The following is a 24947-nucleotide window of genomic DNA, read 5'->3' as shown; positions in this document are numbered from 1 at the left end:
ATGAAGGCGACGATTCGCCAAGGTTTTCAAATACTGCTGATGCTGTCAGCAGTGGCGCTTTCTTTTTCGGCGCTGGCCGAGCGAAAGCTTCTCGATCAGGTGGTTGCCATTGTTGATGATGATGTAATCCTCCAGACCGAGCTGGACGCGAGGGTTAACACTATTATCGGCAGGCTTAATGCTCAGGGTACCGGCCTGCCGCCACGTCGTCTTCTTGAAGAGCGTGTCCTGGAGCAACTGATCACCGAATCCGTCCAGTTGCAGATGGCGGATAAAATGGGCATGCGGATCAGTGATAATGAGCTGAACGAAACTCTGGTGAACATCGCAGAACGTAACGGTCTCAGCCTGTCTGAGTTTGAGGATCAGCTTGCCGTTGAAGGAGTGAGCTATCGTCAGGCCCGGGAACAGATACGTCAGGAAATGATCACCGGTCGCGTACAGCAGCGGCAGGTGGGTAACCGGGTACGTGTTACGGAGCGTGAGGTCGAGAACTATCTGTCGGCGCTCGAGTCAGGCGGTGGCAGTGATGCGGAATACCGGCTTGCCTATATTTTCCTTGAACTGGATAACCCGGCCGATGATGCATCTGTAGACGCCACCCGCGAAAAAGCAGAAAAACTCCGCGAAGCTATTCTGAATGGCCGCGATTTCCGTGAAGTGGCGGTTGCTGAATCCGATGCAAGCAACGCTCTTGAGGGCGGCGATATGGGGTGGCGCAGCGAACGCCAGCTACCTTCGCTGGTTGCGCCGGTTGTGCCGGAACTTGAAGTTGGTCAGCCTTCGGAGGTTCTGGAGAACAACAGTGGTTTCCATATGGTGATGGTGATGGACAAGCGCGGGGGAGCCCAGAAGCAGGTCATTCAGCAGAACCGTGTACGCCATATTCTGATCAGGCCTTCGGAAGCGGTAACCGACGCAGAGGCTGAGGCCCGTATCCGTGAGCTGTTCGAACAGCTTGAGACGGGTGCTGATTTTGCCGCACTGGCGCGGGAGTATTCGGATGATCCGGTATCCGGCTCTGATGGCGGTAATCTTGGCTGGGTAAGCCCGGGCCAGATGGTGCCGGAGTTTGAGCAGGCCATGCAGGAGGCAGATGTAGGTGAGTTCAAAGGGCCGTTCCGCTCCCAGTTTGGGTGGCACATTCTTCAGGTTGAGGAACGCCGCCAGAAAGATATCAGTAGCGACGTAAAAGAAGCAGAGGCCCGCCAGGCAATATACCGGCGCAAGTTCGAGACTGAATTGCAGAACTGGCTCCGGGAAATCCGGGATGAAGCTTTTGTCGAGTTCAAAGGTGAGTATGCACAGGAATCCGCCGAACAATGAGTGATGGGATTGTTCTCGCTCTGACTGCCGGTGAGCCCGCAGGCATAGGCCCCGAGCTGTGCCTGCAGTATGCTGCCGGAAAGCGCGATATCGGTGTGGTGGTGATCGCCAGCCGGGATTTGCTGGAGGCGCGCGCCAGGCTGTTGGGTCTCGATATCAGGCTGCATTCCTGGATGCCGGGTATGGCGCCGAGCAGGAATGAGGGCGAACTTTCGGTATTTCATGTTGAGGGCTGTGCCTCTGTTCAGGCAGGCAAACTGGATGCAGCTAACAGCCGCTATGTGCTGGAAACCCTGACCGTTGCAGCCAGAGGCTGCCTGGAGGGTGATTTCCATGGCATGGTCACGGCGCCGGTTCATAAAGGCGTTATCAACGATGCCGGTATCGAGTTCAGCGGCCACACGGAGTTTCTTCAGGAACTCTGTGGTGTGGAACGGGTCGTCATGATGCTTGCTACCGAGGAATTGAGGGTTGCGCTGGTAACAACTCACTTACCCCTCAAAGATGTGCCCGCAGCGATTACGCCGGAAAGGCTTACTCAGGTTGTCAGAATCCTGAATGCTGATCTGAAAACTTTTTTCGGGATTGGTCAGCCAAGAATTCTTGTGGCAGGTCTCAACCCCCACGCAGGGGAAGGCGGTCATCTTGGCCGGGAAGAAATTGAGGTAATTGAACCGACGCTTGATAAACTTCGCGCTGATGGTATTCAGTTGATCGGGCCCTTGCCTGCAGATACCTTGTTTACCCCGCACTGGCTGAACGATGCCGATGCCGCCCTGGCCATGTACCACGATCAGGGGTTGCCGGTTCTCAAGTTTCAGGGTTTTGGTCGTGCCGTAAATATCACCCTGGGTTTGCCGATTGTACGCACTTCGGTGGATCACGGTACGGCTCTGGATCTCGCTGGCACCGGCAAGGCAGACGCAGGTAGTCTGCACACCGCTATTCGAGTGGGCGAACGGATGGCGGGTTCCCTTAAATCTGCTGGTCAGAAAGCCCCTGATAATTGCAAAGCCTCCAAAAAAGAGAACTCTGAGTGAGTAAAAAAGCCGGCCATCAGGCCAGGAAAAGGTTTGGTCAGAACTTCCTTCACGATCCGGGCGTCATTGAGCGCATTGTCCGCTCCATTCACCCGAAACCGGACGATGCCATTGTTGAAATCGGCCCCGGGCTTGGCGCCATCACGGAGGAGATCCTGGCCGTTAATCCAAAGCTTCAGGTGGTGGAGCTGGATCGCGACCTGATACCTGTTTTACGCACCAAGTTTTTTAACTACCCTGAATTCCGTATTCATGAAGCCGATGCTCTGAAGTTTGATTTCAGCCAACTCACAGACGGGAAACCACTTCGCATCATTGGTAATTTGCCCTATAACATTTCCACACCGTTGATTTTTCATCTGTTATCACAAACAGGTGTCGTTCAGGACATGCATTTTATGCTGCAGAAAGAAGTGGTGCAGCGTATGGCAGCGGTTCCCGGCGACAACAACTATGGCCGTCTGGGGATAATGACCCAGTACTTTTGCAAGGTTCAGCCCTTGTTTGAAGTAGGCCCGGATGCGTTCCGGCCGGCTCCGAAAGTGGAATCAGCTATTGTGCGACTGGTGCCTCATACTGAACTTCCATATCCGGCAAAGGATCTTGGCACTCTGCAGGCGGTAGTAAGAACTGCATTTAACGCTCGCCGCAAAACCCTGCGCAAGGCGCTGGGAAGTATGGTGACTGTTGAGCAGTTGCAGGCATTGGGGATCAACGACGGCCTGAGACCTGAGAACCTCAGCCTGGCGGATTATGTGAGTATTGCGGATTCTCTGGTTGGCGAAGGTAGTCATGACTGATTTTGCAATAGGAGATATTCAGGGCTGTTACGATCGCTTGAAGGATGTTCTGGGCAAAGTGGACTTTTCTCCTTCCCGGGACCGGTTATGGGTGGCGGGCGATCTGATTAACCGGGGACCATCCTCTCTGGAGACCCTTCGCTACATTGAAAGCCTTGGGAATGCTGCTGTAGTGGTTCTGGGTAATCACGATCTGCATCTGTTGGCTGTGGCTCTTGGCGGCCACGCGCTGAAACGTAAGGATACGCTCGCAGAAATACTGACCGCCCCGGATCGCGATAAACTGGTGAACTGGCTGCGCCAGCAAAATCTGTGTGTTCACGACGCCGAGCGAAACCTGATGATGGCCCATGCCGGGGTGCCTCATATCTGGAGTGTAGAGCAAGCGCTAGCCAGAGCACGGGAAGTGGAAGACGTTATTCGTGGCAAGCATGCTCAGGAATACTTTGCGCATATGTATGGCAACAAGCCTGAACGCTGGGATGAAAAGCTCGGTGGTATGGATCGGTGGCGGGTGATCACCAACTACTTTACCCGGATGCGCTTTATTGCCAAAGACGGCCGGCTTGAACTGACCGCCAAAGAATCTGCCGGCAGTGCTCCCAAGGGCTTTGCTCCCTGGTTTGAATTTTCACGCCCTGATGATCTGCGCGTAATCTTCGGGCATTGGGCCGCAATAGAGGGTAAGACCGGCATCGATCGCTTTATCGGGCTGGATACCGGCTGTGTCTGGGGCGGTGCACTCACGATGATGAACCTGGATAGCGGAGAAAAGATCCACTGTGACTGCTGAATCGGTAAAATCGCAGCGCTTCGGCCTTATGCGCCTGCCTATCGTAATGGGCGCTTTTTTTGCTCTTACCGCGGTTATGGCTGGAGCCTTTGGCGCCCACGGGCTACGTAATCTTGTGAGCGAGCGTAGCCTGGAGGTGTTTCAGACAGCTGTCACCTATCAGATGTATCACGCCATTGCACTCATACTGGTTGCCCTGTTGTCTGGTTTCGGGCTCTCCCGGCAATTGCTGGGATGGGCTGGCGGATTCTTCCTGGCGGGCATTCTGTTATTCAGTGGCAGTCTGTATACCCTGGTGCTGACCGATATACGCTGGATTGGCCCGATTACGCCTCTGGGAGGCGTATGTTTTATGATTGGCTGGGCATTGTTGCTTACCGCTGGCATGCGCCGGCAAGCGGATAAACACAGAGGTTAAGAAGGATATGCAGGTTCAGGTAAATGGTGAGGCCATGGGTCTCCCGGAAGGCATCACAGTTGCGTCCCTGGTTGAAAAAATGGCTCTTACAGGCAAGCGGCTGGCGGTAGAAGTAAATGAAGACATAGTGCCCCGCAGTCAGCATGCCGAACTTGTACTGAGTCATGGTGACCGGGTTGAAATCGTGCACGCGATTGGCGGCGGCTAGCCCCCCATGGCCTAACTGAAGCCTGATAACTATACCCATCTTCAAAAATATACATCACTAGGTTTTACCAACCCGGAAATACTATGACCGACACGCCAGAGATCCAGTTGCCCGAAGACAAACCTCTCGTAATCGCCGGACGTACCTATCAGTCGCGCTTGCTGGTGGGTACCGGAAAATACCGCGATTTGATGGAAACCGGCCGCGCTATTGAAACGAGCGGAGCTGAAATTGTGACTGTGGCGGTTCGCCGTACCAACCTTGGACAAAATCCGGATGAGCCCAATCTACTGGACGTTATCTCCCCGGACACCTACACCATTCTGCCTAACACAGCCGGGTGTTATACGGCCAAAGATGCTGTGCGCACCTGTAAGCTGGCGAGGGAACTTCTTGATGGGCGTGATCTGGTAAAGCTGGAAGTCTTGGGTGAGCACAAGACCCTGTATCCGAATATGCCGGAAACCCTGGCCGCCGCGGAAGAGCTGATCAAAGACGGGTTCAAGGTAATGGTTTACTGCTCAGACGATCCATTGCTGGCTATGCGCCTTGAAGAAATGGGCTGCATCGCGGTCATGCCCCTGGGTGCACCCATTGGCTCCGGTCTGGGGATCCAGAATCGCTACAACATCCGTCTGATTGTAGAGAACGCCAAGGTTCCAGTACTGGTAGACGCCGGCGTTGGCACTGCCTCCGACGCTGCCATCGCTATGGAGTTGGGCTGCGATGGTGTTCTGATGAATACGGCCATTGCACAGGCGAAAGACCCGGTCCGGATGGCCAAAGCCATGCGCCTGGCTATCGAAGCTGGCCGTGAGGCCTACCTTGCCGGGCGTATGCCGAAAAAGCTCTACGCGAGTGCATCCTCGCCTCTTGATGGCACCTTCTTCTGATTATGAGCGCTGCAGTATGGCCATGACCGATCAGAAACCCAGTCGCCGGGAGGCAATCCTCCATGCGCTTCTTGAACTCCTGGAAAATGATCCTGGAGCGAGAATAACCACCTCCGTGCTTGCAAGGTCTGTTGGCGTCACCGAAGCGGCGTTATACCGCCATTTCCCCAGCAAGCGGAAAATGTTTGAAGCACTTCTGGAGTTTGCAGAAGACGCCGTGTTCTCCCGGTGTCAGGTGATCCTGCAGGAACACGATGATGTGCGTGTTCGTTTACAGCAGTTGATGCATCTGCTGCTGGTGTTTGCCGAGCGTAATCCAGGCCTGTGCTGTGTTCTCACCGGTGATGCTCTGGTGGGTGAAAATGAGGCCCTGCGCAAACGTGCGTCCCAGTTTTTCGAGCGTCTTGAAACTCAGGTGCGACAAACCCTTAAAGAAGGCGAAATTCGACAGGGCTTGCGGCCACGCACCAGTGCTACACGGGGTGCGGATTTTGTTCTGGTGTTCATGGAAGGTCGGATTCAGCGGTTTATCCGCTCATCCTTTACTCGAGCGCCTTCAGTCGACTTTGACGAGAGCTGGGGATTGGTTGCTGAGGCTCTTTGGGACTGACTCCGAGTTTTTTCCAGTAGCCTGCTGGTTTTGGGGTGCGCAGTCAGGAAGGCCCTGCCCCGGAACCGCTACAAGCACGTCCGTGTGCGCTTGACTGCGGCCATCCATGGCCTCCGACATTCCGGGACAGGGCCTTCCTGACTGCTCAATCGAACCAATGCGAAATCTTAGAGAGAGTTGCGTGACCTTCTTCAGGTCTCAGCAGCTAACGGCACTTTAGAGAAAGACGAAAAGAAACCCGATATATCTGGGTTATTTGATAGAGGTTGGTGGGGTCGGTTTGCACAGAATGTTGGAGGCCAAGGATGGCCGGAAACAAGCGCACATGGATGTGCTCGTAGCGGTTCTGTGCAGACCGACCCCATCAACCGCCCGCACCAAAAATAGCAGGCTACCGGAGGCCTCCCCCTAGCTCACTCATACCCTGAAGCGGAACGCAGAATCTGGCGAACAGGTTCCCAGATTGCCGGCGCTGAAATCAGGATGTCCCGCCCCCAGAGATCTGCGGGATAACCCTCCGGAACTTCACCGAAGTGGCCCGCTGTGGCGCCAGCTTCCAGGGCTATCAGGCGGGCGGCGGCGAAATCCCAGGGGCTGACGTTTTCGTAGTAGATGTCCAGTCGCCCGCAGGCTACCCAACAGATATCCAATGCAGCTGAACCGATTCGCCGCAGGTCGCGGCATTGGTGAATCATGGCGTCCAGACGGCTTACCAGAGGGGCCAGATTGTCTTTGGTATAGGGGAAGCCGGTGGCAAAGAGAGAGTCCCTTGGGACTGTAGCGCCGCTGTGTTGGATAGGGTTTCCGTTCAGTGTCGCGCCATTGCCGATAGTGGCGCGGAAAGTTTCGCCTGGGAAAGGTGCGTGTACCACACCTGCCCGGACGCGGCCGTTTTCAGCATAGGCTATAGACACAGCAACCTGTGGATGGCCATAAGCGTAGTTTACCGTGCCATCGATAGGGTCAACGATCCACAGAGGCGTTTCGAGGTTCTCTGCCTGGCTGAGATCTGGCATGGTTTCTTCGGACAGAATGCGGTGGCCGGGGAAGCGCTTGCGGATAGCACCGGTGATATATTCATCAGCCATGACATCGGCGTGGGTGACCAGCTCGGTCTGGTGCTTGTAGTCGGTGCGCAGGATGTTGTTGTCACGCTCCTGGCGAATCAGTTCTCCGGCCTCCCGGGCCAGATCTTCTGCAAAACCGGTAATGTCCTGCAGGGAAACAGAATCAGACATGGCGCCCCCGTGTAAATCTCTGAAGAATGAGGGCGCCAGTCTAGCATGGCTGGGTCACAGGCTGTTCAGCCAGGCCTCCATCTTGTCCATGGCTTTAACCAGTCTAGGCCCGGCTTTTTCGACAAAGTCATCGCCCAGTTCCTGATCGGCATAATCTCCTCCTGCCAGTTGCAGTGACTCAGCGCCGTCGAAATCCACGAAGGCGAGGCGAGCCCCCAGGTGGTCCGGGGCAAAACCGAAGTCGCTGGAAGGCAGAATGGCCACCCCCGTGTTTTCAAGCAAAGACTGACAGAACGCCTGACTGGTTTTGATGTCCTTTCTCGCGAGCTGATCGCGGAAGCCGGAGAAACCGGGGAACAGGTAGAATGCACCCTCCGGTTTTTGCACAACAGCACCCATCTCACTCAGGCGCCGGTGCATGTATTCACCGACCACTTTAAGGACGCGGCGGGACTGCTTGAGGTATTCATCAATATCATCCCCCCCGTTAAAGGCTGTTATCGCCGCATGCTGTATCGGCGCGCTGGTGGCCGTAAAGGTTTCACTGGCGATAATGGCCATGGCGTCCTGCAGGGAGCGCAGCTCTTTCGGGAAAATGAAGGTGCCCAGCCGCCAGCCGCCAGCCCCCGCCCATTTGCTGAGACCGGTGCTTATGATGGTGCCTTCCGGGTAGTAGCGGGCAATAGACTTGTGCTTTCCTTCGAAGTGGACTTCTCCGTAAATTTCGTCAGAAAGCAGAATCAGCTTGTACTTGCGGGCCACATTGGCAATAGCCAGAAGCTGGTCGTCAGTGTAGGTGCAACCGGTAGGGTTTGACGGGTAGTTGAGGATCAGAATGCGGGGGCGCGAAACGTCATCCCGGCAGATGATGTCCAACTCTTCGGCAGTCAGCTGCCAGTTGTTCTCCGCATGGGTTGGTAACCAGTGCACCGAGCGTCCGATAATACGGGCCTGGGGAGCATATGACACCCAGCTTGGGCGTGGGATCAGCAGGTCGCCGTAGTAGGCCAGCTGCAGGATAAACAGCAGCTCTTTGGAGCCAGGCCCGATCAGTACATCTTCCCAGCTGCAGCGCATGCGTTCACTGCGGTTAATGTACCCGGCAATGGACTCACGCAGGCCTTTCAGGCCTTTGACTGGCAGGTAGTCTTTTTCGTGCGCATGCTCTTTTAGCGCATTCACGACACGTTCCGGAACAGGGAAGGGCGACTGCCCCAGTCCGAGCTTGATAATGTCCTTGCCTTCAGATTTAAGCTGATTGCTTAATTCATTGATACGCAATGTGGCAGAAGGCTGAATGCCGCGAACGTTCAGGTTGATTGCATAGCGCTGGTCGTTATGGATATCCATTGTCTCGGTCTGTAGGTGGAGAGTGGCCCGGACAGTATAGGAAACCCAAACATTTTTTTGTGTGTTATGCGGATAGGTGATTGCCGAAGCAAAGAGGTTTTGTGAGCGCCCTGACGGGGTGCCGAGAGTATCCCGCCAGGGTGCCAGGTGTTGTGTTATTGTGCTCTTACCCAGACTTCAACCCGGCCGTTGCGCTGCTGGCCGGTAGCTCCACCGGTTGAGCCCACAGGCATGTAGTGTCCGTAGCCTGTGTGAGTGGCATTCCCGATACCTAATTGAGAAAGCGCTTTGCGCACGGAGAGCGCTCGCAGCTCCGAGACCATCTGCGCCCGTAATTCATCGCCTTGCTGGTCGGCGAAGCCAATCAGTAACAGGTCGCTTGCGTTAAGATCTTCTTTATTGAGGTAATCGGCTACCCGTTGCAGATCTCTTTGTGCCTTGTTATCCAGCTTGGTGTGTCCCTCCGAGAACCGGAAGTTGACCGTTAACCTTCTGTAGTTCTGCGTCAGCCGCTTGAACGTGGCAGGAGTGCTGTTATCGAAATCCGGTTTGACTGCCAATGGGGTTTGGGAGACAAAGCCTGACCGGGAGACTATGGCCTGACCTTCTTCGTCAAGCACGAAGCCAAGAAATTCCTTTGCGAGGTCTGGTGTTGTATTGCCCGTGGTGTACATAAACAGGCGCCTGGAAAGCGGGTAATCTTCACTCGCGACGGTTAGTCTCGAAGGCTTCAGTGCCGGAGCCTCGCCATCTGAAATTGCCAGCACTTTGCTGTTCCGTACCGAAGCCAGTCCGGAAAAACCAATGCCTCCGGGGTCGGCACTGACGTCATCAGAGAGTCGGTCGTTTGATTCGTAACGCTTGGCCGATGTGTGCAGCGTGTACTGTTTTCCTAATACAAGGCTCTTGAAGGTATCCCAGGTCCCGGAGCGGTCATCCCGGGCATAGAGACTGATTGCCCGAGGTGCACCGCCGATCTGTGACCAGTCTGTGATTTCGCCGGAGAAAATTTTCGCTAAGGTATCGATGCTCAGTTGATCGACCTGATTTGAAGGATGAACCAGCACCGCCAGCCCATCAATGGCAATCACATGCTCGCTTTCAGGCTCTTTCAGATTGGCGCGCTCCGCCATTTTTTCTACTTCCGTGGATTTAACCGCGCGGGAAGATGCCCATACATCTGCGTTTCCGGCCGCCAGTGCCGTGAAGCCGGTACTGGAACCATGACTTGCCACCAGGACTTGAAGGGCCTCACCGGATTGGTTGCCAGTGACAATTACCTCGTTTTCTTTTCCATTGCTGTGGGTTTGCACAGGGTCGTTACCACGGTGGTGGAGGAAGCCTTCTACCAGCATGGGAGCCAGTTTTGCACCAATAGTGTTTGAACCGTGTATTGCCAATTCTTCGGCATGGACCGGTGTCGCACAGATAAGCAAGCCGAGCAGTCCCGGCAGAGCACTCCTGAGAGTCCTGAAAGGGCGGTATGTTCTGGTCATAAATCCTCATGGAAGCAAACGATTGGAAGGCAGGAGAATGAGACAAAATTATTACAGGAATGTGACAACTGGATGATGGGGCTTCTCCAGGCCACGGAGCGGGGGGGAATTATCCTGACGGATCAGGAAAAGCGGTGCGGTTCCAGCTCTATATTCAGTATAAGAGGGCCAAGCATGATAACCCGGCCGCTATAGCGTTCTTCACCAGTGGAGGTAAAGTCGAACAGGAAGCGGCGCCAGACACGGATCTGCCCCTGATCGTCGCGTTTAAGCCAGATGCCGCGCAGATAAATGGCATCATCCAGCAGCATGACGTCCATGGTCTTGCAGTAGCGGTGGGCGGCCTGGAGTACAGAGTCTTTGATGGCCTTGGCGCGCCACCAGTACCAGACGGCAAAGGCTGCAACAAACAGCCAGAACAGGGTTCCCAGAGTCATGATAAAAACACGATAGCGGCAATCTTCCGAAAGAAATATCAGGTCAGAGCGCCAGACTACCCTATTGCGAGGGTTCGGGGAATCTATATGGTTTTGTCTGCGCTTTGGTCCGGACGGTTGGTAGCCGGCTGGAAAGCATTGTCAGGAAATGACTGGTGAGGAGTTGCGCCTGATCCACACTGCTGCCGAGATCCTCGGACTCCTGTCGGGCGCTTTCGCCGCTCCGGACGGATTCATCACCCAGTGTAAGCAGTCGACTTACCTGTTGCTGTACCTGCAGGCTGAGTGCGGATTGTTCTTCTGTGGCGCCAGTCACTTTATAGGTGCAGTCTGTAATAATCTCAATGTCGTTCAGGGTAGAGGTGAGTGCTTTGCCGGCCTCGTCGCCCATGAAGGTGGTTTGCTTACAGGCATTAGCGCCGCGGTCAATAATGGCTACAACACTGTGAGTTTCATTTTGCAGGGCACCGATTATTTCCTCGATCTTCTGTGTTGATTCATGGGTGCGCATGGCAAGTCCGCGAACTTCGTCCGCAACGACGGCAAAGCCACGGCCAGCATCGCCTGCCCGTGCCGCTTCAATGGCAGCATTGAGTGCCAGCAGGTTGGTTTGTTTCGCAATATCAGAGATCACATCCAGCACCAGACCAATGGTGTCACTTTTTTCTGACAGGGCGGCGATTGCTTCGTTGGCGGCGAACAGCTGGGTTTGCAGGTTTGACAGATCGTCGTTCATTATCTGCATCTGCTGCTGGCAGTGGTCTGCTGATTTCCTGGCGTCCATGGTTGCCTCATGGGTTCTGCTTGTCAGTTCGCTGACGCTTTTTACACTGCGTGCAAGTTCATCAAATGCCTGGGTAATGTTCTGGATATCCTTGCGCTGACTCCGAATGCTGTCCACTGAGTGTGAGACCCACTCAATCGTACGCTGCTTGTTCCCGTGCAGGTGCCCGACATTAGTGTGCATGCGAGCTGAAACTGCGCGCAGAGTTGCGTCGCGTTTTTGCCGATCGAACTCAATCCATGCGCTTTCATCACGGCGACCAGTATAGATCCACGGCATAACCGGATGAGCGTCGTGACAGGAGGCCCTCGCGCTCCGGACCATGGAGCGTGTCAGCCAGTGCAGGATAAGAAAGGCTGCCAGCAACAGCAGTTGACCAAGTGCCAGGCTTGGGGCGGGTAATGCCTTAAGGCCTGCAGCCAGAAGGCCGGTTGCCAGTATTCCGTACAGGCTGGTCAGCTTCCAGGGCAGAGCAGGGCTGATGGCGAGAAAGCGCCGGGGAATACTACCTTGATTCCATGCCGCGTATGCTAATTCTGCCCGCTTGATCTGGCTGGGGTCAGGGAGCACCCGGACAGACTGATACTCAACAATACGGCCTTCGCTGAAGATCGGTGTTACAAATGCGTCGACCCAGTAGTGGTCACCGTTTTTACACCGGTTTTTGACAATTCCTCGCCACGAGTCTCCACTTTTTATTGTTTGCCACAGATCACCGAAGGCTCCTGGCGGCATGTCGGGGTGCCGTATGACGTTATGGTGCTGGCCGATCAGCTCATCACAGCTATAGCCGGAAACTTCCGAGAATGCCTCGTTGGCTGCGGTTATCCGGCCCGACAGATCTGTAGTGGTTATGAGGTTGAGGTGATCTGGATAGGTTCGCGTGTTCTGGGTGACAGGTTCGTTTTTACGCATACCGCAATTTGCCTGTTTCTTGTCGTTTTAGGTGTCGCACAAAGCCTGGCACCAGGCAGGATGTTTGTACTTGCAACATCACACGAATGACGCTGATCAGTCTGCGATGGAATCCACATCGTGGATATCCGGAAAATGCAAAAGATGAATTCAGGTTCATATCTAGATATTATTCAGGACTTCGTTTTGCATAATATGGATAGATGGCGGCAGGTTTCCTTCTATGCTGAAGGTGTGCGTAGCCCCAGGGGTGCGAGCTGGAGAATATAAGGAGTAGCCATCACATGCAGTTTGAGCAACATCAGGATTTCCGGGCTTTGGTGGATCAGTATCCCCGCGCGATCATGCTGGTTACCAATGAGCCGAAAATTACGTATGTTAACGGCATGTTCCGTTCAGTGACCGGTTATGTCCAGGATGAAGTGGTGGGCCGGCCACCTTCAGTTCTGAGCTCCGGGTTGCACACCCCGGAATTTTACCAGGCCATGTGGCAGGCTTTGGCCAGCAGTGGGCGTTGGGAGGGGTTGATCTGGAACCGGAAGAAAAACGGTGAGGTCTATCCGCAATGGCTCAGTATCTACCCGGTGGAGTATGAAGGGCAACAGTCCTATGTCGGCATATTTATGGATATGGGCAAAAGAACCGGTGTGGATGAGCGCCTGGCGTCGCTTGCCTATTACGATCCCCTGACCGATCTGCCCAACCGTTCTTTGTTCCAGGAGTTTTTGAAAGCCCGGGTCAGTCAGCATTGTCTTGAAGGTGCCCGCTTTGCTGTTTTGTTTATTGATCTGGACTTTTTCAAATCGGTCAATGATCTGCATGGGCACGAATGTGGCGATGGTGTACTGAAGCAAGCCGCTATGTGCATTCAGAGCGTGGTGCGAAAAGTTGATGTGGTCGCCAGGCTGTCAGGTGATGAGTTTGCCGTTATTGTGGAGTTGCAGGGCATTGAGGATTTGAAAGAGGTCGGTCAGCGCATGATTCAGGCTTTCCGTGCTCCTGTGATCGTTGGCCAGCGGGAATATTTTCTTTCGGCTTCAATCGGCGCTGCGGTTTATCCCACGCACGGGAAGAGTGGTACGGAGCTTCTGCAGAAAGCAGATCGTGCCATGTATGCAGCAAAACTGGCAGGCCGGGGCTGTTACCGCATATACAGTGAAGCAGATGATGAGCGGGGGCGCCGTGAGCAGCGCCTCTCAGAGGCGTTGGTAACGTCCCTGAAAACCTCGCCTGATGAGTTTCATGTGGTGTATCAGCCCCAATATGACCTCCGCTCAGGGCAGTCTGTAGGTATGGAGGCCTTGTTGCGTTGGAATCATCCGGAATTCGGCCCGGTATCGCCTGCCGACTTTGTTCCACTGGCGGAGCGCCGGGGCCAGATTCATGAAATGACACAACGCCTGGTGCGGGGAATACTGAAAGATCTGCAGTCAGCTCCTTCTGCACAGGGTGACTTCCGGCTGGCGATTAACATCTCTGCCCGTCAGATCACCGATGCCAGGCTGGGTCTCGTTATTGGCCCGTTGTTCGAGCGCATTCATGAACTGGGCTGGCAGCTGGAAATCGAGATCACTGAAACTCATATCATGCACCTTTCCCGGCAGTGTCTGGAAACACTCAAGGAATTCCGGAACCAGGGCGTTGGGATAGCGATCGACGATTTTGGCACAGGCTATTCTTCGCTGGCGTATTTGCAGAATTTGCCAGTCCAGGTGCTCAAAATAGACCGGCAGTTTATCAGCCGTCTGGGTTCCAAGAACAGTGATTCCCGGATCGTGTCTGCCATTCTGGGTATTGCTGAAGCTCTGGAGCTGGAGGTTGTGGCTGAAGGCATCGAAAATCGGGCCCAGTATCAGGAACTTCGTGGTTTGGACTGCCAACGGGGACAGGGCTTTTTAATGGCCCGGCCGCAGCCCTGGGATCGGGTAAAGGAGATGATACTTGATCCATATCAATAAATTTCAAAATGAGAGGCGTGGTTACAGAGTTTGCAAGATGTGGCCAAGGCTGCCAGAACGTTTGCACTAGAATGTTTCAAATTGTTAATAATTATTAAGGGTTGTACGTGGTGCTTGGCGGGCAGTAGTAGCGCACATCAAACCCCTGATTTACGGAACCTATGCCAAATACAAGAACAAATCAGGACCTGGAAGCTTATGTCCGTATCGATCGAGTGTGTTGTAAGCAGTGGCTCCGGATCATTGGTCTGATATCAGACCTTTCGGTTGCCAGGTGCAGGTCGCACCAAGTGAGCAAGCCGGTGAGCGGGATGGCCTGGCTGACTACCAGTGCAGGCAGGGTCATCTGCTTGCATGTCGGTCAAAAAATGGAAGTTGTCCACTGCCGCGCATCGGCTCAACTACTGTTATTTTCATCCGCCGGAGAGGCGTCCATATCATATCCTGGCGTGGGCTCGCACTCGCTGGACATGCCGATCTGGGTTTGTCCAGGGGATGATTTTGATCTCAAACTCTCAGAAAACAGCCGGCTTGTTGTCCTGAAACCCACGCCAGGATTGTTGACTACAGCTCCTTTGGTCAGGGCTTTTCATCAGATGCCTGATATGGCTCCAGTGATAAATCACTACCTGGAAAGCATGAGGTTCTACATTGATGATGCGCATGCCAGGGCACTCACTCGCGGGCTTCTGGAGCAGTTGGCAAGCCTGCAGGCTGGCGCTTCGGTTTCGATTGCTCCGGACACCGGGCCTTTGGATCGACGTTTGCTGCGGGCGATTGATAAAATTGAGCAGAATCCGACGTGGGAATTTAATCTGGAGGAGCTCGCCAGTTATGCCGGTGTCTGCGAACGCAACCTTTACTACCTGATGAAAAACAGTGTGGGCATGACGCCATACCGGTTTTTCCAGCGTCAACGCCTCATCCGGGTACGGCGTCGCCTGGTAGATTGTCAGTCTAGTGAGAGCCATATATCCTGGTATGCGGCAGATGAAGGCTTCTCCCATCTCGGTCGTTTTTCGGCACTTTACCGGGAGCACTTTGGCGAGTTGCCCAGCACAACGGTGCGATGTCGCGAGCGTTTGTGCGAAGCTGAGAAGGGCTTGGGTGAGCCGTGTTGTGAAATGCTCGAAGAAAATTGAGTGAAGATGGCAAAAAAGCCGGGCTAACCAGAAGGGGTTAGCCCGGCTTTTTTGTCCGCTACTGACCGCTAGGGGGTTGTAGGTAGCTGGTTTTGGGTTGCGGGTTGGACCTCGTTCTCTTCATTGTGATCGCGGGCCAGCAGAATATAGAACGCAGGCAACACGAAAACAGTGAACAAAGTGCCGATGCCCAGCCCGGCACTGATAGTCAGTCCGATGGCAAAGCGGCTTTCAGCTCCGGGACCAGCTGCGATCAGCAGTGGCACCATGGCAAAGATCAGCGCCAGTGATGTCATTATAATGGGCCTTAAACGAATGGCGGCAGCCTCAATAACGGCCTCTACCTTGTTAAAGCCTTTGTCTTTCTGCAGCTGGTTTGCAAACTCCACGATCAGTATCCCGTTCTTGGATACGACCCCGATCAGAGTAATCAGGCCTACTTGTGTATAGATGTTCATTGTTGCAAAGCCAAGGACGATAAACGCCATGGCACCTGCCACAGACATGGGTACCGAGATCAGAATGATAAACGGATCGCGCCAGCTTTCGAACTGGGCCGCCAGTACCAGATAGATCACCAGCAACGACAGGAAGAAGGTGACAATCAGTGCGCTGCCCTGATTTGCCAGTTGCCGGCTCTGCCCGGTGTAATCGTAGGTGAAGCCCTGAGGGAATACCTCGTCTGCGGTTTGTTGCATAAAGTCCATGGCGGTCCCTGCCGCAATTCCCGGCATGACAACCCCTTGCAGGGTCAGAGAGTTCTGCTGGTTGAACTGTGTGCGGTTTGAAGGCTCTACATCGTGGCTAAAGCTTACAACGCTGCCCAGAGGGACAAGAGTGCCTTCACCTGTGCGGATGTAATAATCGTTCAGTGCTTGTTCGTCCAGCCGGAACCGTTGATCTACCTGGGGAATGACCTGATAGGACCTGCCTTCCATACTGAAGCGGTTGATGTAACCGCCACCAAGCATGCTGGACAGCGACTGTCCGACATCCTGCATGGAAAGCCCGAGATCGGCGACCCGGTCGCGATCGACATTGATCCGTGTCACCGGGCGATCGAAGTTAATGGATTTTTGCAGGAACATGAAGTTGCCGCTGGCCATTGCTTTCCCCAGTAATTCATCGGCTACCTGATCGAGCTGTTCGTAGCTGTTGCCAGTTGTTATTACAAACTGGAACGGCAAGCCGCCGCCAGATCCGGGTAGGGATGGCCGGGGGAAGACGGCAGTCTGCAGGCCGGTTACGTTTTTGAGCTCTGCATCAAGCTGAGGCTGGGCTTCAAACTGGGAAATGTCCCGTTGGCTCCATGGCTCCATCTTGAAACCACCGAATACAGCATTGGGTGCGGTGATGCCTACGATCATAAAGTCTTCGGCATAACCGGGCACAGTAGACAGACGTTCCTGAACTTCTTCCCCATGCTCCAGAAGATATTCCAGGGTAGACGTCTGCGGTCCCAGGCCCTGATAGAACAAAATGCCCTGGTCTTCAGTGGGAGCCAGCTCATTCTGGCTCATCATCGCCATGAAGTAGATGGAGCCCAGTACGACCAGCGCAAAAAAGACCACTACGGACTTTGTGTGCATCAGGGAAGCAAGCGCCGCTTTGTAACCTGACGAGATACCGTTGAATGTGCGCTCGACCAGGCTCTCGAATTTTCCAGGATTACCGTGTGGCTTGAGCACTTTGGCGGACAGCATGGGGGAAAGGGTAAGGGCAACAATACCCGAGATTACGACTGTACCCGCCAGGGTGAAAGCGAACTCGGTAAACAGGGATCCCACCAGACCACCCATAAAGCCGATAGGCGCATAGACCGCAACCAGGGTGGTGGTCATGGCGATAATTGGCACAGCCATTTCCCGTGCACCGTGTAAGGCTGCATCGAACCGCGATTCGCCGTCTTCAATATGCCGGTGAACGTTTTCTACCATGATGATGGCATCGTCCACCACCAGGCCTATGGCCAGAACCATGGACAACAGTGTCAGCAGGTTCAGGGAAAACCCGAATATATGCATGAAAAAGGCGCCGCCAATGAGCGACAGGGGAACTGCAACAGAGGGTACGATGGAGGCACGAATGGATCCCAGGCACAGGAAAACCACCACAAGTACGATCCCCATAGCTTCCAGCAGGGTACGGATAACCTCGTTTATGGAGTCCTCAATAAAATCTGAGGCGTCATAGGCAAGTCGAACCTTCAGGGCAGCCGGTAACTGGCTTTCGATATCCGGAAGGTCATTTTTTACCAGGCCGGCTACCGTAAGAGGGTTGGCGCCGGGCGCCAGCTCGATCGCCACATACGTCGCTGGCTGGCCCTTGTACAGTGCCAATGAATCGTAAGTTTCTGACCCCAGCTCCACCCGCGCTATATCCTGAAGTCGGATCTGGGTCCCGTTGGCCTGTTTGACAACGAGATTACGGAATTCATCCGGATCCGCTACATCTGTGTCACTGGTCATGCTGACTTCGGTGTAGGTGCCTTTGGTATTACCTACGGCTGCCTGGTAGTTGTTGGCGCGCAGTTTGGCAACGACCTCTTGCGGGGTCATGTCAATAGCGGCCAGGCGCTCCGGATCGAGCCATACACGCAAGGCAAACTTACGGCCAAGCAGCTGGGCCTTACCAACACCGGAAAGTGCCTGAAGTCTCGGTTGCACCACTCGGGTAAGGTAATCGGTAATCTGCGGGACAGCCATCTCTGTACTGTAGAACGCAATATACATCAGCGCCGTAGAGTCACCGGTGGTAGACGTGATCACAGGGTCCTGGGCGTCAGCGGGCAGAACGTTTCGCTGGCTGGCGACCTTTGCCTGTATCTCGGCCAGTGCAGCATTGGCGTCGTAGTTCAGAATCATCTTGGCTTCAATGGTGGAGGAGCCTTGTGAACTTGTCGACGTCAGGTAATCGATGCCGCTGGCTTCTGCTATGGCCTGTTGCAGTGGCGTGGTAATAAAGCCCTTGATCAGATCTGAGCTGGCACCCGGATAGGCTGTTGTGACTGTAACCGTGGTGCTTTCCAGCTCCGGATATTGCCGGATCTCCATCTCCATGGCTGCACGGGCACCGAGCAGCAGGATAAGAAGGCTGACCACCGTCGCCAATACGGGCCGATGGATGAAAATGTCGGTGAATCGCATTACTCAGATGCCTCCTGCGACGGCTTTTCGTCTTCCTGAATCTCGACCTTCTGGCCGGCACGGAGCCGGAGCAATCCTTTGGAAACGACTTTCTCGCCTGCTTCAAGGCCGGAGAGAATTGCAACCCGCTTATCCCGTGTCTGGCCTGCAGTGATAGTGCGGCGATTAACCACCAGCACACCCTCATCATTCTCTTCAACGACAAATACGAAATCGCCGTAGGTATTGTAGGAGACAGCAGTACGGGGAATGGTAACGACTTCGTCAGCTACTGGTTGTCTGGTCTGTACGGTTGCAAACATACCTGGACGCAGCAGGCCCTCCGGGTTGTCCAGCGTTGCGCGGATGCGTACGGTCCGCGTTTCCGGGTTTACAGACGTGTTGATGGCACTGACCTTTCCTTCAAACTCCTGTTCGGGGACAGCCGCTACGGTGGCAATGACTGAATAGCCCCGGGCAACGTCCGGCAGGTTCTTCTCGGACAGGGTGTAATCCACGTAAATCGGGTCCAGCATATTGATTTCAACAATCGGTGTGCCGGTGGCAATGTATTCGCCCTGATCTACCATACGAATGCCCAGGGTGCCGTCAAACGGGGCACGGATGACCTTCTTGCTGAGTTGAGCTTCAGCTTCGTTGACCCGTGCACGAGCAGCATCGAAATTCGCTTTGGATTCGTCATACTGGGACTGGGACACCGCACGCCTTGGCAGCAGATCCGATATACGCTTGAACTCCTGCTCTGCCAACTGGGCGTTCGCACGTTGGGTACGCACGGCTGCCTCATCAATCTCTGTGTTCAGGCGGATCAGAATATCACCCTGTTTGACCTTGTCACCGGATTCAAAGTGAATGCTTTCTATTACCCCGGGAACTTCGTTGGCTACCTCAATACCGTTAACCGCTGTGATACTGCCTACCGCTTTGACGGAGGGGGTCCAGGTTTCAATCAGTGCGTCCGTGGCGGATATCTGCGCTGGTGGCTGAGGTTGGGACATCATTTCTTTCATCTGGCCAAACTGATAAAACTTGTAGCCGAAGATGCCGCCAAGCACCACGACAAGGAAAATGATTGCGATCAGGAAGCGGGAAGCAGTGCGCATAATTCAGGTCCTGGAAATCTCTATCTCGTCCGGTGTTTACAATCATCAGGAAAGGGCGGCGGATGACCGTGTTTCCCTTCCGGATCCTTGTATAACAACAGACTGTTTGGATGCGGAAATTATTGATGTGAGACAAAACATAGCATCCTACTAAACTCCGGGGGCAGTTGTCACCGGGTTGTAGGTATTTGTGGCTAGCCTTGTCACAACAATAGGTGCCAGAATTACGATCTTATATCATTAAAGGATCAATCATGCAGTGGATATTGGGAATCGCTTTGGCGGCAGCTGTCTTTGTGGTTCTGAAGCAATGGGGCGGATTGTCACCAGAGAAGAAGAAAGCGGCCACCTGGAAGGTCATTCTCATCGGTGGTGGCGCTTTGTTGGTGTTCATGGTTCTTACGGGGCGGGTGCATGTCCTGACAGCTGCTGTCGCTGCACTGATTCCACTGTTGCGAAAGTTGCCGGAGATCATCCGGTATGTGCCGGCACTGAATCGCTTTTTTTCGGGTGCGGGTGATGCGGGCGGTGAACGCAGGGCTGGCTCAGAGCAGTCAGGGCCGGTATACAGTGGCAGTATGTCTGAGCGTGAGGCCTGTGAAATACTGGGCGTTTCTGCTGCATGTTCGAAAGACGAGATTGTTATGGCCCATCGTCGGCTGATGCAGAAAATGCACCCGGACCGGGGCGGGAGCGATTATCTGGCCGCCAAGATAAATGAAGCAAAAAGTGTATTACTGCGCAACAGAACGTAGGCTTCAGTGGATAATGTCGACCTTCACCTGGAAGCTCCGGTTATCTGACTGGCTACTCTTTACGCTGTAGGCAATGCCCGATTGTTTGTGGGTCGACTCGGTTGAAGTGCTACCCAAAGATACCCATTGGCCTGGTTCCACTCTGCGAATTGTCACTAAAGCCTGGGTTTCATACCCATCCAGCTCCGCGGGATCCGCTTCAAAAGAGACAATATTCAGCTCTACAGCACGATCTGAAATCACCTGTGGGCTGACAATAAAACCACTGCGTGTTTCTACCTGCTCAAAGATGGCTGCCGGGTTTCTTCCTCCCTGTACAGCGAAGGGCAGGGTTCTCACCTGGCCAGACGTAATATGAGCCGATTGTCCGTCCATAACCATCAGGCTTCGTTCCCGCGAGCCGCCAGTGCTTGTAACTCTGCGCTCAACGATTACGCCCGCCCCGTTTCGTGTTGTTGTGACCCCACCACCGGAGCGCTTGCCACCGATATCCTCCTGGGACCGTACGGTTATCCTGACCTGCACCGGAGCAACGTCCAGGGTTTCGATTAAAATGCCGATTTCGTCCAGCAATTGCTGGTCGCCGCGAACAACGAGTTGCTGCCCGCGAGCTGTGACAGATACGGGCTCGCCGTGATAAAGCTCCCGCACCTGGCTTGCCACATCCTCGCCAGCCCGGTTATTGAGCTGCCAGGCTCGGGAGTCAGCATGTGCTGAACCAGTTCCGGAGATGAGTGCGAGCATGAGTATAAAAAAGAACAGGAAGGTGTAATTCCGCAGATTTAATGTCATTGCTGGTTCCCATTGTCCCTGAAAGGCCGGTTATTCTGGTATTGATCTGCTAAAAAGCGCGGTTACGGGTTGCCAAGTTGAAAACCCGGGGTATATATTAGTAAGCATGAAGACGACACAAGCGATCTGTCAATTGAATGTTCTGCAAGCTTCCGGCCAAAAGCCGTTGGCGGTGATCGCTTCTGTGTTTTTTTGGTGGTTTGGTTATGGCTTTTATTTTAGCCAGCGCCAGGGCCGCCCGTAACATCTTCAAAAAACGAACAACGAGGATGGCAGCCCGGCGAAAAACCAGGCTGCCGTCGGACTCAGAAAGCCCCGACTGGTAGCCCAGCCGGGGCTTTTTTGATTCTGACGCAGGGAAATGGAAACACCGATATGAATATGCCTTTGAAGCCCTCCGGAGAGTGTAAGGTGCTGGGTTCCGGATCGACACACCGGCAGGAGACAGCTCTGCCTACACCGGCCGAATTGCGGGAGCTTTTGCCGCTCGACGAGCGGCTTGCACTGCAGATAGCAAAACACCGGAAAGAGATCCGGGACGTTCTGCACGGCAAGGATGAACGCATCCTTGTTGTGGTCGGGCCCTGCTCGATTCATGATGAAGTTGCTGCGCTGGAGTATGGCGAAAAGCTGAAATCTCTGGCGGATGCGGTGAGTGATCGTTTACTTATTGTTATGCGTGCATACCTGGAAAAACCGAGAACAACGGTTGGTTGGAAGGGTTTGTTATACGATCCTGAACGTACAGGCGCCGGCGATCTTAATGAAGGCCTGTTGCGCTCACGCCGCCTGCTTCTCAATCTGGCTGAGATGGGCTTGCCGCTGGCAACTGAAGCTTTGAGCCCCTTTGCAATGGATTACCTCGGTGATCTGGTGAGTTGGACCGCTATTGGGGCCCGTACCACTGAATCCCAGATTCATCGAGAGATGGTCAGTGGTCTGCCTATGCCAGCCGGATTCAAAAATGGCACGGATGGAGGGATCAGTGTTGCTATCAATGCCATGAAATCAGGAGCTCATCCCCATCATCACCTGGGTGTTTCCGCCAAGGGCGCGCCAGTCATGGTCAGCACCCGGGGCAATCCGGACACCCATCTGGTGCTACGTGGCGGCCGGGGTATCACCAACTATGATGAAACCAGCATTCAGCACGCCTCGGAAAGCCTTTCTGACGCAGGCCTCTGCGCTGCAATTATGGTGGATTGCAGTCATGACAATGCCTGTAAGCAGGCCGAGCGTCAGATTGATGTCGCTCGTGAAGTGATGCGTCAGCGGCGGTCAGGCAGCACCAATATTCGTGGACTGATGCTTGAGAGCTTTCTTGAGGCCGGGCGGCAGGACGACGGAGATGATCTGCGCTATGGCTGTTCGATCACAGACCCTTGCCTGTGCTGGAGCCAGACGGAAGCTCTGCTCCGCTCACTGTAGAGAACAGAAGCTGGCCCGCCAGCAGCAGCAGAATGCCGCCCATCAACCGGTCGAGCCAGTGGCCGAAGCGGTTGAATCCATTACGTACAGCGGGCAGCGTAAAGAAAATGGCAACCAGGGTGAACCAGACACCCGTCGCCAGTGCCATGTAAATACCGTAAGCGGCCTGTATAGCCACGGGAGTCCCCGGGCTGATGACAACTGAAAACAGTGAAACAAAGAATAAAGTCGCTTTCGGATTAAGGACATTGGTCAGAAAACCCAGGCGCAGGGCAGCAGCGCTGGATTGCAGAGAAACCGGCCCGGCTGCCACATGAATTCCACCTGCCCTGGCTTGCAGACACTGTACTGCAATCCAGGTGAGGTACAGTGCACCGGCAATCTTGAGTATGGTAAACAGCAGGATTGACTGCTGGATGAGCAGGCCAATACCCAGCAGGGAGTAGGTCACGTGTACCAGAATGCCTGCAGCTATACCGGCTGAGGTGATCAATGCGTTTTTCCGGCTCCTGAACAGTGCTTGCCGGATCATCACTGCAAAATCCGGCCCCGGGCTGGCTACAGCCAACCAGTGTATCAGTGCTACAGTGAGAAATTCTGGCCAGTAACTGTCCATTTCAGGGTCCTCTCCGGGCCTGAGTTGCGCTAAATCAGAATGGCGGCAATTCAAGGCTGTCAAAATCAGGGTTACGGGTAAAGGCGCATATACTGGCGCACATATTATTGTATTTCTTATCCGGGTTCCCGGTTTTCTGGAATACCGGAGTGGAGGCTGTTTTATGGAAAAGCGTGAAGTGGATGTGGCAATTATTGGCGCAGGGACTGCCGGAATGGTGGCCTATCAGAGGGTACGAAAGGCCACGGACAAGGTGGTGCTTATTGAAGGTGGCGAGTACGGAACTACCTGTGCCCGGGTGGGCTGTATGCCAAGCAAGTTGCTGATTGCAGCTGCGGACAGCGCATATGGGATGGCCAGGGGAAAGCTGTTCGGCATCTCTGCCGGCGACATCACAGTGGATGGAAAGCGCGTGATGGAGCGGGTGCGCTCAGAGCGTGACCGATTTGTGGGTTCAGTAGTCCGTTCGGTAGAAATGTTCCCCGAGCAGCATCGTATCAGGGGCAACGCCCGCTTCGCTGGCCCCAATCGCCTGATCGTTGACAATGAAACCGAAATTCATGCCCGTCGGATAATCATTGCAACTGGCTCCCGCCCCAATATTCCGGGTTTTCTGAAAGAAGCCAAAGACCGCCTTGTGCTCAATGACGACATTTTTGAATGGCAGGATTTGCCTGAGTCGGTTGTTGTTTTCGGGCCAGGCGTGATCGGGCTTGAGCTGGGCCAGGCACTTAGCAGGCTTGGTGTTCGTGTACGAATGTTCGGGGTAGGTGGAGCGGTAGGCCCGATTCGCGATGAGAGTATTCGTAAGTATGCGCTCGAACGTTTCAATGAAGAGTTTCCGCTGGACCCCGATAGTGATGTGAAGCGCGTCGAGCGGGTTGATGGTGGAGTGGCTGTAACCTACATCGATGAAGGTGGCAGTGAAAAAACAGAAACATTTGAATATCTGCTCGCAGCTACCGGGCGTCGTCCCAATGTCGATAATCTGGATATTCAGAATGCGGATATTGAGCTGGACGAAAAAGGTATGCCGGTGTTTGATCCACACACACTGCGCTGCGGTCAAAGCCATATCTTCATTGCCGGCGATGCCAATAACACATTGCCGCTCCTGCACGAAGCTGCCGATGAGGGCCGGATTGCCGGCGATAATGCAGCTTCTTACCCGGAAGTTCAGGCCGGTCTGAGGCGCACCCCCCTTGCAGTCGTGTTTACTGATCCCCAGATAGCTTCTGTAGGGCTGACTATTGACGAAGTGGACAAGCGTTGCGCGGGTCGCTTCGCTGTAGGTGAAGTGTCATTTGAAGACCAGGGCCGGAGCCGGGTGATAGGTAAAAACAGGGGACTGCTCAGAGTATACGGAGAGCACGGTAGTGGGATGTTTATGGGGGCCGAGATGTTTGGCCCTGCCGCTGAACACATTGCCCACCTGTTGGCCTGGTCCGTGCAGCGGCGTTTAACGGTCAGTGAAATGCTGGACATGCCGTTCTACCACCCGGTGATTGAGGAAGGGCTGCGAACAGCCCTGAAACATCTGAATCGTAACCTCAATATCGGTCCGCTTCCTGAGGAAGGCTGCATTGACTGTGGGCCTGGTGTGTAGTCATTTTCCTGGCTGGAGTGTGGGACAAGGCATTGGTTCGCACTATGACCGGCATTGAAGAACTGAACTTCACGATTATGCTGAGACTGGGTT

At 54.3% G+C, this 24947-nt stretch carries 22 protein-coding genes; 13 read left to right on the top strand and 9 right to left on the bottom strand.

The genetic code is table 11. The features are described 5' to 3' along the window. The 8 genes from DS878_RS12965 to slmA all read left to right on the top strand — a co-directional run bounded on the left by DS878_RS12965 (position 1) and on the right by slmA (position 6088). Positions 1-1326, top strand: a complete 1326-nt coding sequence (locus tag DS878_RS12965) for a peptidylprolyl isomerase (protein ID WP_113816343.1) — start codon at positions 1-3, stop codon at positions 1324-1326. After that, a complete protein-coding gene (gene pdxA, locus DS878_RS12960) occupies positions 1323-2366 on the top strand; it encodes a 4-hydroxythreonine-4-phosphate dehydrogenase PdxA (RefSeq protein WP_113816342.1) in 1044 nt (347 codons plus the stop codon). The genes DS878_RS12965 and pdxA overlap by 4 nt, the downstream gene beginning before the upstream one ends. Next, the gene (rsmA, locus tag DS878_RS12955) at positions 2363-3166 is read left to right on the top strand and encodes a 16S rRNA (adenine(1518)-N(6)/adenine(1519)-N(6))-dimethyltransferase RsmA (protein ID WP_113816341.1); all 804 of its coding nucleotides are present in this window, start codon (positions 2363-2365) and stop codon (positions 3164-3166) included. The genes pdxA and rsmA overlap by 4 nt, the downstream gene beginning before the upstream one ends. Then, a complete protein-coding gene (locus DS878_RS12950) occupies positions 3159-3959 on the top strand; it encodes a symmetrical bis(5'-nucleosyl)-tetraphosphatase (RefSeq protein ID WP_113816340.1) in 801 nt (266 codons plus the stop codon). Before rsmA ends, DS878_RS12950 begins: the two co-directional genes overlap by 8 nt. 28 nt (positions 3960-3987) lie before the next feature. Then, the gene (locus DS878_RS12945) at positions 3988-4377 is read left to right on the top strand and encodes a DUF423 domain-containing protein (protein ID WP_113816706.1); all 390 of its coding nucleotides are present in this window, start codon (positions 3988-3990) and stop codon (positions 4375-4377) included. Positions 4378-4384: 7 nt separating this feature from the next. Further along, entirely contained in the window at positions 4385-4585 is a 201-nt protein-coding gene (gene thiS / locus DS878_RS12940; protein ID WP_113816339.1) for a sulfur carrier protein ThiS, read from the top strand. Positions 4586-4668: 83 nt separating this feature from the next. Further along, positions 4669-5478, top strand: a complete 810-nt coding sequence (locus DS878_RS12935; RefSeq protein ID WP_113816338.1) for a thiazole synthase — start codon at positions 4669-4671, stop codon at positions 5476-5478. 22 nt (positions 5479-5500) lie between these two features. Then, positions 5501-6088 (top strand): nucleoid occlusion factor SlmA, encoded by a 588-nt coding sequence (slmA, locus tag DS878_RS12930; protein ID WP_113816705.1) that lies wholly within the window; start codon positions 5501-5503, stop codon positions 6086-6088. 413 nt (positions 6089-6501) lie between these two features. Here slmA and DS878_RS12925 read toward each other — a convergent pair whose 3' ends face one another. From DS878_RS12925 to DS878_RS12905, 5 genes are all read right to left on the bottom strand, one after another. Continuing rightward, complete coding sequence (locus DS878_RS12925; RefSeq protein ID WP_113816337.1) at positions 6502-7326, bottom strand: inositol monophosphatase family protein; 825 nt, start codon at positions 7324-7326, stop codon at positions 6502-6504. Between the two features lie 54 nt (positions 7327-7380). Next, the gene (locus tag DS878_RS12920; RefSeq protein ID WP_113816336.1) at positions 7381-8676 is read right to left on the bottom strand and encodes a pyridoxal phosphate-dependent aminotransferase; all 1296 of its coding nucleotides are present in this window, start codon (positions 8674-8676) and stop codon (positions 7381-7383) included. A 155-nt stretch (positions 8677-8831) separates the two neighbouring features. Beyond that, positions 8832-10172: a substrate-binding domain-containing protein gene (locus DS878_RS12915; RefSeq protein WP_113816335.1), complete on the bottom strand. Its 1341-nt coding sequence runs from the start codon at positions 10170-10172 to the stop codon at positions 8832-8834. 122 nt (positions 10173-10294) lie between these two features. After that, positions 10295-10609, bottom strand: a complete 315-nt coding sequence (locus tag DS878_RS12910; RefSeq protein ID WP_113816334.1) for a DUF3301 domain-containing protein — start codon at positions 10607-10609, stop codon at positions 10295-10297. 61 nt (positions 10610-10670) lie between these two features. Then, entirely contained in the window at positions 10671-12308 is a 1638-nt protein-coding gene (locus DS878_RS12905) for a methyl-accepting chemotaxis protein (protein WP_113816333.1), read from the bottom strand. Between the two features lie 284 nt (positions 12309-12592). Here DS878_RS12905 and DS878_RS12900 point away from each other — a divergent pair, with 284 nt between their 5' ends. After that, positions 12593-14266, top strand: coding sequence for a putative bifunctional diguanylate cyclase/phosphodiesterase (locus DS878_RS12900; protein WP_113816332.1), 1674 nt, complete (start codon positions 12593-12595; stop codon positions 14264-14266). A 605-nt stretch (positions 14267-14871) separates the two neighbouring features. Then, the gene (locus tag DS878_RS15650; protein WP_261977825.1) at positions 14872-15408 is read left to right on the top strand and encodes a helix-turn-helix domain-containing protein; all 537 of its coding nucleotides are present in this window, start codon (positions 14872-14874) and stop codon (positions 15406-15408) included. 68 nt (positions 15409-15476) lie between these two features. Here the strand turns inward: DS878_RS15650 and DS878_RS12890 are convergent, their stop codons facing one another. Both DS878_RS12890 and DS878_RS12885 read right to left on the bottom strand, forming a co-directional pair. Further along, entirely contained in the window at positions 15477-18554 is a 3078-nt protein-coding gene (locus tag DS878_RS12890) for an efflux RND transporter permease subunit (protein ID WP_113816330.1), read from the bottom strand. Beyond that, positions 18554-19657: an efflux RND transporter periplasmic adaptor subunit gene (locus DS878_RS12885; RefSeq protein WP_113816329.1), complete on the bottom strand. Its 1104-nt coding sequence runs from the start codon at positions 19655-19657 to the stop codon at positions 18554-18556. The genes DS878_RS12890 and DS878_RS12885 overlap by 1 nt, the downstream gene beginning before the upstream one ends. Positions 19658-19911: 254 nt before the next feature. Here DS878_RS12885 and DS878_RS12880 point away from each other — a divergent pair, with 254 nt between their 5' ends. Beyond that, complete coding sequence (locus DS878_RS12880; RefSeq protein WP_113816328.1) at positions 19912-20412, top strand: DnaJ domain-containing protein; 501 nt, start codon at positions 19912-19914, stop codon at positions 20410-20412. Between the two features lie 3 nt (positions 20413-20415). Here the strand turns inward: DS878_RS12880 and DS878_RS12875 are convergent, their stop codons facing one another. Continuing rightward, a complete protein-coding gene (locus DS878_RS12875; RefSeq protein ID WP_113816327.1) occupies positions 20416-21204 on the bottom strand; it encodes a secretin in 789 nt (262 codons plus the stop codon). 375 nt (positions 21205-21579) lie between these two features. Between DS878_RS12875 and DS878_RS12870 the strand changes: the two genes are divergently transcribed. Continuing rightward, positions 21580-22632, top strand: coding sequence for a 3-deoxy-7-phosphoheptulonate synthase (locus tag DS878_RS12870; protein ID WP_113816326.1), 1053 nt, complete (start codon positions 21580-21582; stop codon positions 22630-22632). On the opposite strand, the gene DS878_RS12865 is transcribed toward DS878_RS12870, so the two are convergent. After that, the gene (locus DS878_RS12865; RefSeq protein WP_113816325.1) at positions 22577-23248 is read right to left on the bottom strand and encodes a LysE family transporter; all 672 of its coding nucleotides are present in this window, start codon (positions 23246-23248) and stop codon (positions 22577-22579) included. The genes DS878_RS12870 and DS878_RS12865 overlap by 56 nt on opposite strands. A 163-nt stretch (positions 23249-23411) precedes the next feature. On the opposite strand from DS878_RS12865, the gene DS878_RS12860 reads away from it, so the two are divergent. After that, positions 23412-24854 carry a dihydrolipoyl dehydrogenase gene (locus tag DS878_RS12860; RefSeq protein ID WP_113816324.1) on the top strand — a complete coding sequence of 481 codons (1443 nt, stop codon included), beginning with the start codon at positions 23412-23414 and terminating at the stop codon, positions 24852-24854. Positions 24855-24947: the final 93 nt, after the last annotated feature.

It is taken from the genome of Marinobacter sp. F3R11 (assembly GCF_003318275.1).
Classification (GTDB): Bacteria; Pseudomonadota; Gammaproteobacteria; order Pseudomonadales; family Oleiphilaceae; genus Marinobacter.
The sequence above is the reverse complement of the archived record's forward strand: the minus strand, read 5'-3'. Positions and strand labels throughout refer to the sequence as shown.

Bases quoted from the DNA above. Each gene is read 5' to 3' on its own strand.
- thiS (WP_113816339.1), top strand. From the start codon at position 4,385: ATGCAGGTTCAGGTAAATGGTGAGGCCATGGGTCTCCCGGAAGGCATC.
- DS878_RS12935 (WP_113816338.1), top strand. From the start codon at position 4,669: ATGACCGACACGCCAGAGATCCAGTTGCCCGAAGACAAACCTCTCGTA.
- DS878_RS15650 (WP_261977825.1), top strand. From the start codon at position 14,872: ATGGCTCCAGTGATAAATCACTACCTGGAAAGCATGAGGTTCTACATT.
- DS878_RS12945 (WP_113816706.1), top strand. From the start codon at position 3,988: ATGCGCCTGCCTATCGTAATGGGCGCTTTTTTTGCTCTTACCGCGGTT.
- DS878_RS12910 (WP_113816334.1), bottom strand. From the start codon at position 10,609: ATGACTCTGGGAACCCTGTTCTGGCTGTTTGTTGCAGCCTTTGCCGTC.
- DS878_RS12870 (WP_113816326.1), top strand. From the start codon at position 21,580: ATGAATATGCCTTTGAAGCCCTCCGGAGAGTGTAAGGTGCTGGGTTCC.
- DS878_RS12875 (WP_113816327.1), bottom strand. From the start codon at position 21,204: ATGACATTAAATCTGCGGAATTACACCTTCCTGTTCTTTTTTATACTC.
- DS878_RS12965 (WP_113816343.1), top strand. From the start codon at position 1: ATGAAGGCGACGATTCGCCAAGGTTTTCAAATACTGCTGATGCTGTCA.
- DS878_RS12920 (WP_113816336.1), bottom strand. From the start codon at position 8,676: ATGGATATCCATAACGACCAGCGCTATGCAATCAACCTGAACGTTCGC.
- slmA (WP_113816705.1), top strand. From the start codon at position 5,501: ATGACCGATCAGAAACCCAGTCGCCGGGAGGCAATCCTCCATGCGCTT.
- DS878_RS12915 (WP_113816335.1), bottom strand. From the start codon at position 10,172: ATGACCAGAACATACCGCCCTTTCAGGACTCTCAGGAGTGCTCTGCCG.
- DS878_RS12865 (WP_113816325.1), bottom strand. From the start codon at position 23,248: ATGGACAGTTACTGGCCAGAATTTCTCACTGTAGCACTGATACACTGG.
- DS878_RS12885 (WP_113816329.1), bottom strand. From the start codon at position 19,657: ATGCGCACTGCTTCCCGCTTCCTGATCGCAATCATTTTCCTTGTCGTG.
- DS878_RS12860 (WP_113816324.1), top strand. From the start codon at position 23,412: ATGGAAAAGCGTGAAGTGGATGTGGCAATTATTGGCGCAGGGACTGCC.
- DS878_RS12890 (WP_113816330.1), bottom strand. From the start codon at position 18,554: ATGCGATTCACCGACATTTTCATCCATCGGCCCGTATTGGCGACGGTG.
- pdxA (WP_113816342.1), top strand. From the start codon at position 1,323: ATGAGTGATGGGATTGTTCTCGCTCTGACTGCCGGTGAGCCCGCAGGC.
- DS878_RS12950 (WP_113816340.1), top strand. From the start codon at position 3,159: ATGACTGATTTTGCAATAGGAGATATTCAGGGCTGTTACGATCGCTTG.
- DS878_RS12925 (WP_113816337.1), bottom strand. From the start codon at position 7,326: ATGTCTGATTCTGTTTCCCTGCAGGACATTACCGGTTTTGCAGAAGAT.
- DS878_RS12900 (WP_113816332.1), top strand. From the start codon at position 12,593: ATGCAGTTTGAGCAACATCAGGATTTCCGGGCTTTGGTGGATCAGTAT.
- DS878_RS12880 (WP_113816328.1), top strand. From the start codon at position 19,912: ATGCAGTGGATATTGGGAATCGCTTTGGCGGCAGCTGTCTTTGTGGTT.
- DS878_RS12905 (WP_113816333.1), bottom strand. From the start codon at position 12,308: ATGCGTAAAAACGAACCTGTCACCCAGAACACGCGAACCTATCCAGAT.